Genomic DNA, 15,096 nt, shown 5'->3' with positions numbered 1-15,096 from the left:
CCTCGTTTATCACAATAGTTTGTTGATTCGAATTTAGCGATTTATAAAATTTAGATTTCTTCGTCACTTCACAAAATTTTTCAGCGTTGATAGCATTTTGAGCTAGCCAAGTCGGTACAACAAAATTAAAAGACGTTGATGTAAAAAAGAGTAAAACAGCAACGAGCAGAGAAACGAATATACCTCTACGCTTTTTACAAAAAGCAGCCGGTGCAGCAAACGCAACCCAGCTCGCTATCACAATAAATAACCCGCCGTATACACCAGCATGCTTGTAAGAAGTGATATGGTCGCCAAACTCCTTCACTGATACACCATGGTTGAAATATGCCACTAGCATTAGTGAAAAAATACCCAGCACGACAAATACAAAAAGGGATGACACTCTAATATAGTGCAATAAGAGCAAATGCATTGTTTGTCCGATGCTTTCAACTTCTTCGAAGATTTTTAGATAAAAACCGTAGGACGGAATCTTAGGACGGAATCTAGGGGTCAGGTTCCTTGAAAGGTATTTTGATTTTTAGCTCACGCTGATTTGTTGCTCAATATGAAATATGGCTTGGCTGTTAATGTGAAACGAGGGGCGATTTAAAATAAGATGTTTAAAAGTGTGTTTTTAAGTTAAAAACAATTTTCTCGCCGCTTTAGAATTATTGTTCCCAACATATCTATTCATGTTGTTTAATATGGAAATAATCGAGGAGCGCCTTTCTTCCATACAGCAGAGAGGATGGTTTCAAGGAACCTGACCCCTTGATAATACTACTACGAGAAATTTGATAAATGGTGCTGGAGGCGAAATACCAGAGAGTTTCGATCCTAAGGGCTTGAATCCTGATTTACATGAGGATAGAAAAACAGATGTCGATCAGTAACAAAAATGTAAAGGCTACATCATCAAATAAGTTTGCTCTAATATTTATTTTTGAGGTCGCAGTTTTAATTTTATCCTTTTTTTACATACAGTTATTTGCTGATTCTATCGCAAGACACGTTGGGTATATGTCAAGTATCTTTATCTTGCCAGCAGTTGTGTCAGCAATAATTGGTTGGGGTGTTTCTAATCTTTTTAACTTGAGTTCAAAAGGTTCTATTAAATTAATATTGAGTACAATCTTCATAAGCGTTGCACCAGTATCATTGTTTATAATTTTAGTTAATTATTCGTCTGGGCCGTTGTAACATTTTGAAATCGAATTAATCAACTTATTTATTAATTTGAGAAGGATATGACCCCAAAGACATGGCAAGCCCACCGCACTGAAATGCAACGAGAAGACCGCCGAGAATGGCTACAAGTGATAGCGATTTCACTTTTGGTAATTGCTGCAGGCACGCTGCTGGCGTATCTGGTGCAGTGACATAGCTGGCAACGGAACGTCAACCAGGTTGGTAATGCTGGAAAAGGGGGATTGAGTGTATCGGTGCCCGCTCTTTTGCTGGTTTTATTGTCGAATCTAGGGGTCAGGTTCCTTGAAAGGTATTTTGATTTTTAGCTTACGCTGATTCGCTGCTCAATATGAAATATGGCTTGGCTGTTAATGTGAAACGAGAGGCGATTTAAAATAAGATGTTTAAAAGTTTGTTTTAAGTTAAAAATCAATTTTCTCGCCGCTTTAGAATTATTGTTCCCAACATATCTATTCATGTTGTTTAATATGGAAATAATTGAGGAGCGCCTTTCTTTCATACAGCAGAGAGGTTGGTTTCAAGGAACCTGACCCCTTGATATTGTTCAGCCACATGCAGAAATACCTGAAGATGGACAAGTTAATGCATCGGTTAAAGGTATAGGTGATTTTCTCGTTCATGGAAATGTGAGACTCACTTCAACTGATGGTGTTGTGACAATAAACGCGGAAAAATATGATTTTGACCAAAAAGACGGACCGGGAAACACTCTCAGGAATATTGAGACAAAAATTGGAGAGGTGGTTGCTGGTGATGGAGTTCCCTATACCATAAATTATCAAAATTCACCGAAAATAAAATAGGATTTAATCGATGATTACGCACGTTTTTCTAGCCTTATTGTTTAACGCCAGCTTTATGATGTCGCCGTCATCTGAATCCGATCTTATGCGACTTGGCAATAGTCAGTATTTCGTTGACCAGACAGTAAGTAGCTATTCAAATGAAATTGTTTACACAGACGAGTATGGAAATACGAAGACAGTGATCGGCCCATCAATTCTTGCATTTATTGTTAATGAAGATTTTTTAATTGGGTCCATGCAACATGTTGAGCATTATATCTGCGACAGAACAAGTAGAGTAGCGATTCAGGAAGAAGTTGAATATTTCGTTTTAGATTTCTCAAAATCACCCGGTTCAATCAAAACAAATTTGAAGTGGAATGAGCTGGTTATGCTTGATGTAGAATTTGACAAATTCAACCTCAAAAAGCAGACCGAGGAATCTCGGTTACACGCTAAAGACAAGAAAGAATGCCTGAACACACAGTTTTAGCGACTTTACAGAGGCTTACTCGTTATTGAGGAAGATATGAGATTGAAAATACCACCAAAAACATGGCAAGCCCACCTTGCAGAGATGCAACGGGAAGCGCGCCGAGAATGGTTACAAGCGGTTGCAATTTCCTTGGCGATGATTGCAGCAGGCGCGTTGCTGGCCTATCTGATCGCGTGATTACATTCAAGACGGTATGACGCGTTGTTATGCATTCGTTCGAGTCTAGGGGTCAGATTCCTTGAAAAGGTATTTTGATTTTTAGCTCACGCTGATTTGCTGCTCAATAGAAAATATGGCTTGACTGTTAATGTGAAACGAGAAGCGATTTAAAATAAGATGTTTAAAAGTTTGTTTTTAAGTTAAAAATCAATTTTCTCGCCGCTTTAGAATTATTGTTCCCAACATATCAATCCATGTTTTTATGTTGTTTAATATGGAAATAATCGAGGAGCGCCTCTCTTCCACATAGCAGAGAGGATGGTTTCAAGGAACCTGACCCCTTGATAAGGAGTTAAAATGAAAAAGTCATCGTATTTGTACCTAACACTGAGTGTTATCTTAATCGGAACACCGCTCTATTTTTTTAAAGGTGCAATCGCCTGTGAAGCCGCCGGTCCACTGGGTTACGAGCAAGTTGCGCCGAATGTATTTATCGCTACTAGTGATAATAGAAACAAGGATGACTTGGCGTTTCTCGCACATGCTAGATCAAGAGTATCAGATACATTTGGGGAGATGACGGCAAGGCCCACTATTATCTTGACCTTAAACAAAGACGAATCTGATAAATTTTTTGCTTCCACCACAGCAAGCTCTCACTTTAGCCCATTCAATAATTGTTTGGTTTTAGGACCAAAAGGACAAAATGTAGACGTGGCCGCTCACGAATTAGTACACGCTGAAATATATGAGCGGCTTGGTTGGTTAACGCAAATGTTAAAAATGCCACGATGGTTTGAGGAAGGCATTTCACTAACGGTCGATTTTAGGGAGCCTTTTTTACCAGAGAACATCTCCATGGATGAAGCAGAGGTAGAGGCGGTTAAAGCGCTGTTTTTTGGGCATCAGTTTTATAATGAAAACGCGTTTAAAAACTATCAAGCAGCAAGATTAGCCGTCGACTCCGTTGATAAGAGGAAATTCTACGCGAAGCTCGACAGGATTAAGCAAGGTGAAAGTTTTGACGCTTTGTTCAGTACAGAGGACTAATAAAAGGCGCCAAGCTGCCGATAAATCATATTAGCAGTTATAAGATCATAAGCATGGTCTTGCTTATCGGAAGTTATTAGGAATTCGCATGCAGCAAAAAGGTTTTACCTTAATCGAGCTTATCATCGTCATCGTGATCTTGGGTATTTTAGCGGTCACCGCAGCGCCCCGATTCATTGATATTCAGACTGATGCACGTAAGCAAACGATTGTTGGTGTTGAAGCTGCGTTAAAAGGCGCAGCCAAACTTGTGTTTGCAAAAGCGGTAGTGAATGGCGTGCATACCCTACCTAATTCCGATAGCAGGTCTGAGGTAGAAGTTGCGGGCGTACCCGTGCAAACCCATCTGGGCTATCCAGACGTAAACGGGTACACCCAAATTCAATCTGACCTAAGTGCCACCCCACCTGTTTATGGCATAGACAGCTTTATTGATATCGATTCAACACAACTTACGGTGTCGATTGACGCAAGCAATTCACAAATGCGCATTACCTTCGCGGGAGAAGACCCTTTGACTAACGATTGTTCAGTTACTTACTTCAACGCAAACGCATCTAACACGTCTGAACCTCTCATATTTACGAGGCTTACGGGTTGTTAACATTAGTCGCAAAATGTAAGTGCGCATTGCTACTAAAAATCTTAAATGAAAATGCGATTTTGAAGCCGCTCCATTCCGAAAAATACTTATATAACTAAAATATAAAGATTTTTTACGATATAAATAGTAATTCAATTAATTAATTTCATAAGTTATCACGCTTTTTAAGTGTAAAAATAATGTTATATTTTTGTTGATGATTGTTTGGGCTCGTAGTTTTAAGATTTCCCCGACTGATGGACATCATGGGGTAGCAGTACTTCTTAAAATCAACGAGCGAATACAACATGATTCAATTTAACGCATTTAAACTGGTACTTTTATGCACCTTTCTCACCCTCTTTACCATGAGCAGTATGGCCGATGCAGCTAGAGGCCGGGTAAAAATAGATAGTGATAACAACGTTGTGGCAGACAACGGCGTAAAGCTCCGAGGCGCGCCATTTTTTCTTGATATCTTTGCCATTTCTGACATGAAAAATAATGACCAAGCCTATAAAGATTACTTTATGAGTGTTGCCAAAGACTACAACATGAACTTGGTACGTTGTTCTCCTTGGATTGGCAATTGGGCCTACATGCAAAAAGGCGACATATGGTATGAAGACCACAAAGACAAAATCTCTCATTTAATCGACCGCTGCGTTACCTGGGCTGAAGAGGCCGGTATTTACGCCGTTATTAACATGCACATTGAATTTGGGACAACAGTAAATCTACAAAAATCGAAAGACTTTTGGGGCTTATACGCAGGCAAATATAAAAACAAAACCCATGTTATTTATGAGCTAGTAAACGAACCTGATATTCCCAGTGCAAAACAAAACATGTCTGCGCTGTATAGTTATGTAAGAAACCTTGCTCCAAACACCCATTTGATATTGTGGTCACCGAATAATCCAAGTGCGCTTCCTGTTGCCGATATTCGCAACAATTCATCAGGTATTGACTACAGCAATGCATCGGTGGGCTATCACATATATGAATACATTGTAGGCAAGCGCGTTCAGCACGACAAAGCCGATGAGTATCGTGATGAGTTTCCCACAATCAACACGGAGTTTTATAGCTTAACCGACGCTAACTACTATCCCATTGACTATGAATTTTTAGTAGACAACATAAAGGTAATGGAAGACAGAGGGTACTCATGGATGCAGTGGTCACCGGTATTTAACTATAAAAATACTAATCAAAACCTTGATAATGATGACTTAAAATTCAGCAGCACCTATAAAAATCGCGTTAAAAACGGGTATGGAGCGGCGTCTGGTATAGGTACATATTGGCCTAAAGACCACGGTTTACAAGATGACGAACCTACCAGCGGCGTAACCGGTAAAAAGCGTATTCAAGATGGTTGGAAAGGGCGTTATTTACACGCAAGCGCCAATGCGGGCTGGGCTGATGTGCAGAGCGTTGATCTTGTTCCAAACTGGGGTTCACAAAAATGGGTAATCGAAAGTGCTGGGAATAACACCTTCCGCATTCGAAATGTTTGGACGGGGATGTATCTAACTGCGTCTTCTAAAAACGAATGGGCGCCCATTAAAATCGACCCATTGAATAGCTCATGGAGTTCTCAGCGTTGGTTTATTGAGAAAACAGGAAACCAGTACCGCCTCAAAAACCAATGGTCACAGCAATACATTTCGTCACCTGAAAATCAGTGGGATGTGATGCGACAAGCCAAATTGCGCGATACTTGGGGCTCTCAAAAATTCACCTTGAGTGCTTACTAAGCACAAAAAAGTAAACGACCTGAGCTAAGCCAATAGGGCTCAGGTCGTGATTATTTTGCGTTCACAGGATAGAGTTTGTTTTGTCTGCGCTCAATCTGCTCTTTAATTGGAGCGGCAACGAGCTTGCTTAAGCCTTTGGCCTCTAAAGCCTCACGTATTATTTGCTGCTCTGCTTCAGATAAACCATAAAAATAATTAATAGCCCTCTGCCACATCCACTGAGCGTAGGTATTCACGTATCGTGTTTCTTCTACGCCCTCTAAAGTGAAGGTCATTTTGCCTAAAAATCGCGGCAGGCGTTCGTTGGGTTTTTGTTTGACGCGCTTGGCAATGCGCTCGGAAGTTTCCTGTAATATAGGGTAATAGTCGTTTTGCAATTGACTTAGAATAGGTACGAGGTGTTCTGCGACTTGCGCGCCTCGTTCAAAGCCGGTGTCTTCACCAAAATCGTAAGTGTCAAGCTGATTCATCCTTTCCACCCATCGGGCTACATTAGGCGCGTGTGTCTTCATAACTTTGCCAGAATACGGGTCTCTGTATAAATGAGCATATAAAGGACCCATAAACCCAAAATCGGCGATTGAAGGACGCGTTCCAAGCACAAATGGTATTGAATCGAGGTGCTTATTAAACGACTCTAAAAACCGCAAATAAAAGGCCTCTACCTGACGATAGTTTTGCTTGCTTACGCCAAGCACAGGCTTGTACAAACGCCCAAAATAAAGCGCAGGCAAACAAGCGGCAAATGGTCTAAAAATACGGGGTATTGATGGCATCATACAGTTGCCAAACTCCTTCATAATAAACCAGAGGTGGTCGCGCTTGTAATGCCATCGATAATGCATAGCTGGCAGCAGTAACCACTCATCTGCATATAGCTCCAGCAGATACGCCAAAAACTTTTGTAAGGGCTGTTCAGGGTACACGCTGTGGCTAGGAAAACGCTGCTCAAGCTTGTCGATAATATCTGTTGTATCTTGTAAATATTCACCTTCAGGCGTTTTTACAACGGGTATCATCCTCATACCTGTTTGCGGATACAGCTCTTTATTAATGACTTTTGCAGAGGGCGTTACTTCTACAAACGGAATGTGCTTGTAGCGCAAATATGCGCGCGTTTTTCCACTAAAAAGTGAAACTTCTACGCCAAAATGCGTGTACTTTTCCTGCATAAACTTCTTCCTAGTTGCTTTTGAATAAAGCTGCCTCTTAGGCGAGCCTCTGTTTTCAATAATGAAGGGCCATTAGTCAATTGCACTAACCACCTTCGACACCATTTCTCCAATTTTCGAAGGCTCGAGCCATCACGTTACTATTACCATGTTATTTTTGCGGTCAACCACAATAAAGTTACCGCCGAAGCCTGCAGCATAAAACATATCGCTGTCTTCTACTTCGTCCCACTTTCTGGGCCCTTTATTCAGCCACCACATGTAGCCATAGCTTGCATTCGCTTTTGACGGCTCAATGGCTGAGTCTAACCATTGCTTTGAAATAATTTGCTCATTTTTCCATCGACCGTTATTGAGCACCAGCAAGCCAAATCTCGCTTGATCTAGCGTATTGATAAACACACCACCGCCTGAATGTCCGCCGCCGGTAACCGACTTCATCTTAAGGCCATCTATCGTCACCCAAGCATCTTCGTAGCCAAACCATCGCCAAGTGCTTGAGGCGCCTATTTTGTCCATAATCTGCGTTTTTAGAACCTGCGGAAGGGGTTGTCTGAATACTTGTAGGAGTGAATATGCCAGTACGTTTACTCTGACATCGTTATATTCCATAACAGTGTCTGGGGCATTTAAAACGCGATATTTCCAATCGTCAATACCGCCTTCTTGTGGCGGGCGGTCTGCCCAGTCTTTGATGCCAAATAGTTCGCCCGACCAATCGGAAGACTGATTAAGTAAGCTGTGCCACGTAATTTTTTGGTTATGCTCGCCTCTAAAGGTATCGTCCCAAACGTAGTTTGCGACTTTATCGTTAACCGAATATATCAGGCCTTGGTCTTGTGCAAGTCCAGCGAGTGTAGAGAGAAAGCTTTTAGTCACGCTAAACGTCATATCTACGCGTTCTAGGTCGCCCCATTGCGCGGCAATGTATCCGTCTTTAAGGATCATGCCCGCGGGGCCGCCGCGTTTTTTAGTCGGCCCCAATATTTCATGAAACGGCTCTCGTTTGAATCCATCGAAAATAGCTATTCTCAAATCTCTTGAGCCACTATATTCGTTGCTTTGGGCAAAGCTTACAGCATCGTTCAGCGCCGATTTATTAAAGCCGAGCTGCTCGGCCTGTTTGCTCTGCCATTCATGCTTTTCAGGGAAATAAGCCGATTGGCCATGTGCCGTGAACGAAGCACTGAGCAGTGCTAAAAATATAGAAGCGAGGCGCATCAACATATTAAAGTGTCCTTGTGCTGTTTTTATTCAGGTTAGCTAGTAAACGATAGGCACTTGATACAGATAAAGAGACAAATGCATAAATAAGCTAGCGCCAAGTATTCAAACAAATCTAAACACATATAAACACAATAAGCGTCACCACAAAATAATATTTTATAGATGAATTGCCTCGCAAAATGTGGAAAGCTTAAGGGAATCGACTTCAGGATGACTCATTTAGTGATGCATGATTTAGTGCGCAGCAGAGGGGCCGAAGCGTGTTATGTTCAAATGAGATGTCAAATGACGTTGCACATAAAGTTGCGCATAAAGCTGCATAGTAAGTTAAGTATGACCATGCGAGTGATGCACAAAACATTAAGGGATAAGAACAATGAAATTCATGCTGTCTAAAGCGCCAAAAACAAAAAAAATTGCACTTGTCGCGCACGATCATATGAAGCCAGTGCTAAGTCGCTGGTGTAAAAAACATCACGATAACCTTAAACACCAGGAGCTGTTTGCCACCGGCACAACGGCCAATGTGATTGCACACGAGACCGGATTGAAGGTTGAGCCTTTGTTGAGTGGTCCACTTGGGGGTGACCAACAAATAGGCGCCCGCATCGCGCAGCAACAGCTCGATGTGCTCATTTTCTTTTGGGACCCTCTGGAATCTATGCCTCACGACCCTGATGTAAAAGCGCTACTGCGCATAGCAGCGGTGTGGAATATTCCTGTTGCCTGTAACCCAAGCAGTGCAGACTATTTACTTACCTCGCCTATGCTAACTGAGCAATACGAATACCGAGTGCCCGACTATGAGGCATACCAGCAGTCTCGAGAGTAGTCTGCGTCATTACTGCGGTGTATCTGGCGCATCAAATCCTTTTAGCGGATATTTAAATTCAGATAAACCTAAATCACTGAGCACATCATCTAAATGTGCATAAGCTGCTTCGCTTGGACCAGGGTAGGGGCCTGCAATTGGCACATTGCCCAAGTAGCCAATATCACTCATGCCTTCAGGCGTGCTAAAAAATGCCGCCAGTATCAATGCTTTTAATCGCATAAACGCTGTTGCTGGTCGCACAAACTGCTCAGGCGTTTGTTCATTTGAATAAGCAATATCATCGATAATGGCTTTTTGTTGCGTCCATTGCAGCGCTGTAAAATTAGCGTCAAAACGCAGTTTGGCTTCATCGTCTAGCCAAGCAAGTAAATGCATGATGGTGACTCTATCGCTTTGCTGCCACTCGTAGGGCGCACTCACCCATTCGTTTAATACCGCTTGCACATTTAACTGCCCAGCCGATGGCGTATTTTGTTCAGCTGGAACCACAATATCGCAAAGCAAGGCACAAAGGCTTAGCTCTTCATCACTCATTATAAGAGGCCACGGGGTTTCAGGCGCTATAATAAGGTTTGGATCTTTACCGTAGCCTTTTGCACTAACGGGCTTAAGCTTTAGCTCGGGCCAATGCCCCGCGCTTGATGCTTTATTTGCCATTGCATCAAAGCTTATACTCGTTGACAGTGCCGCAGCGCCGCCTGCGGTCAATAGGCCTAACCATTTGAGCGTATCTCTGCGCGTTATACTGCGCGGAGCGCTTCGTTGTTGGCTTTCAAAACCAGACGGTGTGGCACTTTCATGATCAAAAAAATATGCGTGTTTATTATGCGATTTCATGAGTACCTCCTTTGCTGTTGGCGCACCATGACTGAGTGGTCGCGCTAACAGCACCGCTTTGTGAACTATTTTTTTCTGAGCTAAGTCGCTCAGCCAAATGCGCTGCGTTACGCATGGCTAGCGTCATAATAGTGAGCGTGCAGTTTTTATGAGGGTTTGACGCAAAGACACCGCCATCCATAACGTATAGGTTGTCACAATCCCACGTTTGTCCCCATTGATTCGTCACTGAGTCTTTGGCTGAGCTACCCATGCGCGTAGCGCCCACTTCATGAATAATTTGCCCGCCTTTTAGTATGGCTTGCTCAGGACTAGGCAGGCGCTTGACGGAAGCACCCATGGTTTCAAACAGCATTTTGGCTGTTTGTAAGCCATGCGCCACTTGATTGAGTTCGTGCTTCGAAAACTGCCAATGAAATTTGGCTACCGGTATGCCCCATTTGTCTTTGACCTTATCGTCAATTTCCATGTAGCAATAAGGATTTGGCAGCATCTCGCCGCGCAAAGATAAATTAATGTAAGTGCCATAATTGTCGCGCGCGTTTTGCTTAAGGGCTTTGCCATAGCCCTGCAAGTCGCCAGCGACAGAGGCACCCGGCATACGAAACCCGCTGCCAATTTCAAAATGGTACCCTCTAGGGAAATCTAGCTCTTTATTGGCCTGTGCTTTGTGCCCCCACCAAGGGATAAACAGGTGATTTGCGGTATGCCCGTCTTCGTTGTAGCGAGGCCGCCCCTTTAAAGCGGGGATCATTGCGCCTAAATCTGCACCGGTTGAATCCATAATGTTGCGTCCTAATTGGCCGCTCGAATTTGCCAAGCCTTTAGGGTGGTGTTTGCTTAGAGAATTCAGCATTATTCTGGCAGATTCACAGGCGCTCGCTGCCAATATAATCTGGTTTGCTGCTATCGAATGAGCCTGCCCAGAGGGCTTTTTAATATAGGTAATGCCGCTGGGTCTGCCATTTTCATCAACATCGACGGTTTTTACCATTGCGTTTGTAATAACCTTAAGATTGCCGGTGGCCTGCGCCATTGGGATGAGCGATGTAGTTGTTTGAAACGCGGCGCCAATTGAACAGCCTCGCCCGCAGGGTGTGGCGTAAAAGCATGCCAAACGGTCATCTTTTGGGCGCGTTAGCACCGCTCGATGCATTGGGGCCAGAGGAATACCATGTTTTTTTGCCGCAGCCGCTACTAAAAGTTCTGGAATGCGTGGGGTGGGCGGGGGTTGTAGTACGCCCTCCGGAGAGTCAGGCATATCGTCAAGGCCAGTGTTGGTGCCGCAAATGCCAACAAGCTCCTCAGTTTTGTCATACCAAGGCGCAATGTCTTGGTACTCAAACGGCCAATCAGCGCCGTGTCCATCTCTGCTTTTACCCTTAAAGTCATGCTCTGAAAACCGTAGTGAATAGCGTCCCCAGTGATTAGTGCGGCCGCCCAACATGCGTGAACGCCACCAAAAAAAATCAGATCCCTCGCCGGTAGTGTAGGGCTCATCGGGTACGCTCCAGCCGCCATCAACCGTTGCATCATAAAAGCCAAAGTTTTTATCTTTATTTCCTGCCCCCATGAGCGGGGCTTGTGCGTTGGTATTAAACATGGGAGTTTCAGTTTTAGGGTCGTAGTCGCGTCCGGCCTCCAGCATAAGCACCTTATGACCGGCCTTACACAACACGTATGCTGCCATTGCTCCGCCTGCTCCTGAGCCAACCACTATGATGTCATGCTGGGTATCGTTCATGCTGCGCTCCAAATAAAATTCTGCACTAATGTGATGTTAACAAGATGTTAGCAATAAAGCATTAGTCGCTTTCTTAGCAAAATGCCCGTGATAAAGAGTGATAGTTGCATTGCAGCACCAATCAATGATTTTCGATACATCACAAAATAAAATGAATTGTATATGAAAGCATAATTATTTTTATCCTGTCTAGTTATCTATCATCATCACAAGTTCAAAGACAAACGCGAGACAAGATTATGAAATTCGATATTTTTGCAAACACAGCACTTAAAATTGTCAGCAGTTCAATTGCGGCCTTAACTTTATTTGCCGTTGTTGCGGGCCAGTCGGCTCAGGCAGCGTCACATCAAGAGTCGATTAATGTACAAGACCACGCTCAAAGTATTGCGCTTAACGATAATAGTTTTGCTCGCGCACTGGCTTTAGTTACCGAACTAGAGCAAAACCTGATTGATGCGAACGCGCAGATGGAAAAAATAGACAAAGGTTTTGTAGAGGGCAGATTTACCCATCACGACCTGTTAGCTGCCACGGTCACTTATTTTAATATTGAAAATGCTGTGGCTGAAGCGCGAGTCCAACTTATGGTCGCAATGGCTAATATGCATCAAAATCAACAGCAAGACGCCAATCAAACAGACATAAAAAATCAGCTAGCAACGACCTATGTTGTAAAAGACACCGCAACCCAGTATTGAGTCGTCACACAGACACTGCTTTCCCGTATATCACCGCTCCCTTCCCCCTTATCTTGCATAAGGGGTTTTTTATTTAGTCACTTAAATAGTCTTGCATAAGATGGCACGGCGGATATCGCATGGCATTTAAGGCTAGCAATTTACCTAAAAAGCAAGCCAAAGCTCAAGTCAAACCGTAGACCAACAGACGCATTTTTGTTTATGCTTATTGCGTAGCTATAAAAATAAATTTTTAACAACGACAATACGGATTTTCCATGCAAACAAAACTTATAAAAACAGGCTTGTCTGTTGCTTTGCTAACAGCGCTTATGGCCTGTCAGCCAAAACCAGAACAACAAGCATCTGATACTCAAAGCGCACAAGAGGACATACGTGTGACATATCCGGTAACGGCAAAAGGCGATGTAATAGACACCTATTTTGGCCAACAAGTGGCCGACCCTTACCGATGGTTAGAAGACGATCGCAGCGCTGAAACCGAGGCTTGGGTAAAGGCTCAGAACGAGGTTACTCAAGACTACTTGGCGCAAATTCCATACCGAAGCGATATAGCATCACTGGTTCGCGATCTTATCAATTACGAGCGCGTGTCGGCACCGTTTAAAGAAGGTGATTATACTTATTTCTATAAAAACGATGGTCTTCAAAATCAATCGGTGGTGTATCGACAAAAAGAAGGTGGTGAGCCAGAGGTCTTTATTGACCCCAATCAGTTCTCTGAAGATGGCACCGTATCATTAGCCGGTTTGGCATTTTCAGAAGACGGTTCCTTGGCGTCGTACCAAACCTCTACCGGTGGAAGCGACTGGCGAGAAGTGTATGTGATCAACACTGACACCATGGAGCAAGTGGGTGAGCCGCTGCAAGACGTAAAGTTCTCTGGCATGTCGTGGTATAAAAATGAAGGATTTTATTACTCCAGTTACGATAAGCCAGAAGGCTCAGAGCTGAGCGAAAAAACTGACCAGCACAAGCTGTATTATCATCAAATTGGTACGCCGCAATCGGCCGACATTAAAGTGTTTGGCCACACCGACGCTGAAAAGCACCGTTATGTGGGCTCTCAAGTGAGCGATGACGGACGCTTTTTGCTTGTTTCCGCGGCAGAATCAACATCGGGTAATAAAGCCTTTTTGAAAGACTTAGAGCAACCGGATAGCGGCTGGAAAACAGTAAAAGCCGACTTGGGCGCCGACGTTTACATGCTTACCAACAAAGGCGATACCCTATACTTGGTCACCAACCATGAAGCACCGAATACCAAAGTGGTAACGGTATCGGCTAGTGCCCCTGGTGTAGAGAATTGGCAAGACCTTATTGCAGAGACCGACAGCGTATTAGTACCTAGTACAGCGGGCGGGTTTATTTTTGCCGAATATATGGTGGATGCCATATCTAAGGTGTATCAATATGACCTTGATGGCAATCAAGTACGCACGATTGAGCTTCCAGGCTTAGGCAATGCCGGTAGCTTTGGCGGCAAGGCCGACGATACTCAAACCTATTACACCTTTACCAACTACACAACGCCCACCACTATCTATTCACTGGATATTGCCGAGGGCAAATCGGCGCTGTTTAACAAGCCGGAAATAGCCTTTGACGGTAGTCAGTTTGTATCAGAACAAGTGTTCTTTAATTCAAAAGACGGTACGCGTGTGCCAATGATCATTACGCATCATAAAGACACCGTGCTAGACGGCAAAAATCCTACGTTACTTTATGGTTACGGTGGTTTTAACATTAGCCTGTCGCCACGTTTTAGTTCAACGGTTGCTGCATGGCTGGAGTTGGGCGGTATTTATGCGGTGCCAAACATTCGCGGAGGCGGTGAATATGGCAAAGCGTGGCACAATGCTGGCACTCAGATGCAAAAGCAAAATGTGTTTGATGACTTTATTGCTGCGGCTGAGTTTTTGATTGATAAGCAGTACACCTCAAGTCAGTACCTTGCACTGCGCGGTGGATCAAACGGTGGTTTGTTGGTGGGTGCAGTGATGACGCAGCGTCCTGAACTCGCTCAGGTGGCACTGCCAGCGGTTGGTGTGTTGGACATGTTGCGTTATCACACGTTTACCGCAGGTGCTGGATGGGCATACGACTACGGTACATCAGAGCAAAGCGAAGAAATGTTTGAATATTTGAAGGGCTATTCGCCGGTTCATAACGTCAAACCCATTGCTTACCCTGCCACAATGGTTACCACTGCAGACCACGATGACCGAGTCGTACCAGCGCATTCGTTTAAGTTTGCCGCGACGCTGCAAGAATATCAGCAGGGCAGTAATCCAACCTTGATTCGTATTGAAACCGATGCTGGTCATGGTGCGGGCACTCCAACAAGCAAGGTGATTGAACAAACCGCCGATTTATACGGGTTTACCCTGTGGAATATGGGGATTAAAACCTTAGACAAATAGCTTAGGTCACCCAACCAACAAAAAGGGCAGTGCTGCAAGGCACTGCCCTTTTCTGTACCTAAGGACAAGTTGTACAAGATAGTTGAGTCGATACACTAAGCACTCACTATAATTATTTCTAAGGAGA

Annotated in this window: 14 protein-coding genes; 9 read left to right on the top strand and 5 right to left on the bottom strand. The window is 43.7% G+C overall.

The window, feature by feature from the left end; all coding sequences use genetic code 11:
* A partial coding sequence (locus tag ACFO4O_RS13950; protein ID WP_382409549.1) for a hypothetical protein occupies positions 1–307 on the bottom strand: 307 nt, incomplete at its 3' end.
* Between the two features lie 925 nt (positions 308–1,232).
* On the opposite strand from ACFO4O_RS13950, the gene ACFO4O_RS13945 reads away from it, so the two are divergent.
* From ACFO4O_RS13945 to ACFO4O_RS13920, 6 genes are all read left to right on the top strand, one after another.
* On the top strand, positions 1,233–1,364 hold the full coding sequence (locus ACFO4O_RS13945) for a hypothetical protein (protein WP_382409547.1): 132 nt from the start codon (positions 1,233–1,235) through the stop codon (positions 1,362–1,364).
* A 643-nt stretch (positions 1,365–2,007) separates the two neighbouring features.
* Positions 2,008–2,472 carry a hypothetical protein gene (locus tag ACFO4O_RS13940; protein WP_382409545.1) on the top strand — a complete coding sequence of 155 codons (465 nt, stop codon included), beginning with the start codon at positions 2,008–2,010 and terminating at the stop codon, positions 2,470–2,472.
* Positions 2,473–2,508: 36 nt separating this feature from the next.
* Complete coding sequence (locus ACFO4O_RS13935; protein ID WP_382409543.1) at positions 2,509–2,652, top strand: hypothetical protein; 144 nt, start codon at positions 2,509–2,511, stop codon at positions 2,650–2,652.
* A 339-nt stretch (positions 2,653–2,991) separates the two neighbouring features.
* A complete protein-coding gene (locus ACFO4O_RS13930) occupies positions 2,992–3,684 on the top strand; it encodes a hypothetical protein (protein ID WP_382409541.1) in 693 nt (230 codons plus the stop codon).
* Positions 3,685–3,772: 88 nt separating this feature from the next.
* Positions 3,773–4,288 (top strand): prepilin-type N-terminal cleavage/methylation domain-containing protein, encoded by a 516-nt coding sequence (locus tag ACFO4O_RS13925; protein ID WP_382409539.1) that lies wholly within the window; start codon positions 3,773–3,775, stop codon positions 4,286–4,288.
* A 287-nt stretch (positions 4,289–4,575) separates the two neighbouring features.
* Entirely contained in the window at positions 4,576–6,030 is a 1,455-nt protein-coding gene (locus tag ACFO4O_RS13920; RefSeq protein ID WP_382409537.1) for a cellulase family glycosylhydrolase, read from the top strand.
* A 50-nt stretch (positions 6,031–6,080) separates the two neighbouring features.
* On the opposite strand, the gene ACFO4O_RS13915 is transcribed toward ACFO4O_RS13920, so the two are convergent.
* On the bottom strand, positions 6,081–7,202 hold the full coding sequence (locus ACFO4O_RS13915) for a glutathione S-transferase family protein (RefSeq protein ID WP_382409535.1): 1,122 nt from the start codon (positions 7,200–7,202) through the stop codon (positions 6,081–6,083).
* Between the two features lie 132 nt (positions 7,203–7,334).
* Positions 7,335–8,429, bottom strand: a complete 1,095-nt coding sequence (locus tag ACFO4O_RS13910; protein WP_382409533.1) for a serine hydrolase domain-containing protein — start codon at positions 8,427–8,429, stop codon at positions 7,335–7,337.
* 376 nt (positions 8,430–8,805) lie between these two features.
* Between ACFO4O_RS13910 and ACFO4O_RS13905 the strand changes: the two genes are divergently transcribed.
* The gene (locus ACFO4O_RS13905) at positions 8,806–9,261 is read left to right on the top strand and encodes a methylglyoxal synthase (RefSeq protein WP_382409531.1); all 456 of its coding nucleotides are present in this window, start codon (positions 8,806–8,808) and stop codon (positions 9,259–9,261) included.
* 9 nt (positions 9,262–9,270) lie between these two features.
* On the opposite strand, the gene ACFO4O_RS13900 is transcribed toward ACFO4O_RS13905, so the two are convergent.
* Both ACFO4O_RS13900 and ACFO4O_RS13895 read right to left on the bottom strand, forming a co-directional pair.
* The gene (locus ACFO4O_RS13900) at positions 9,271–10,101 is read right to left on the bottom strand and encodes a gluconate 2-dehydrogenase subunit 3 family protein (RefSeq protein ID WP_382409529.1); all 831 of its coding nucleotides are present in this window, start codon (positions 10,099–10,101) and stop codon (positions 9,271–9,273) included.
* Positions 10,088–11,845 carry a GMC family oxidoreductase gene (locus ACFO4O_RS13895; RefSeq protein WP_382409527.1) on the bottom strand — a complete coding sequence of 586 codons (1,758 nt, stop codon included), beginning with the start codon at positions 11,843–11,845 and terminating at the stop codon, positions 10,088–10,090. Before ACFO4O_RS13895 ends, ACFO4O_RS13900 begins: the two co-directional genes overlap by 14 nt.
* Before the next feature lie 239 nt (positions 11,846–12,084).
* Between ACFO4O_RS13895 and ACFO4O_RS13890 the strand changes: the two genes are divergently transcribed.
* Together ACFO4O_RS13890 and ACFO4O_RS13885 are read left to right on the top strand one after the other, a co-directional pair.
* On the top strand, positions 12,085–12,546 hold the full coding sequence (locus ACFO4O_RS13890) for a TolC family protein (RefSeq protein WP_382409525.1): 462 nt from the start codon (positions 12,085–12,087) through the stop codon (positions 12,544–12,546).
* Between the two features lie 257 nt (positions 12,547–12,803).
* Positions 12,804–14,969, top strand: coding sequence for a prolyl oligopeptidase family serine peptidase (locus ACFO4O_RS13885; protein ID WP_382409523.1), 2,166 nt, complete (start codon positions 12,804–12,806; stop codon positions 14,967–14,969).
* Positions 14,970–15,096 lie beyond the last annotated feature (127 nt).

The sequence above is a fragment of the Glaciecola siphonariae genome, from assembly GCF_042652645.1.
Lineage (GTDB): Bacteria > Pseudomonadota > Gammaproteobacteria > Enterobacterales > Alteromonadaceae > Glaciecola > Glaciecola siphonariae.
This window is presented reverse-complemented; position numbering and strand designations above follow the sequence as displayed.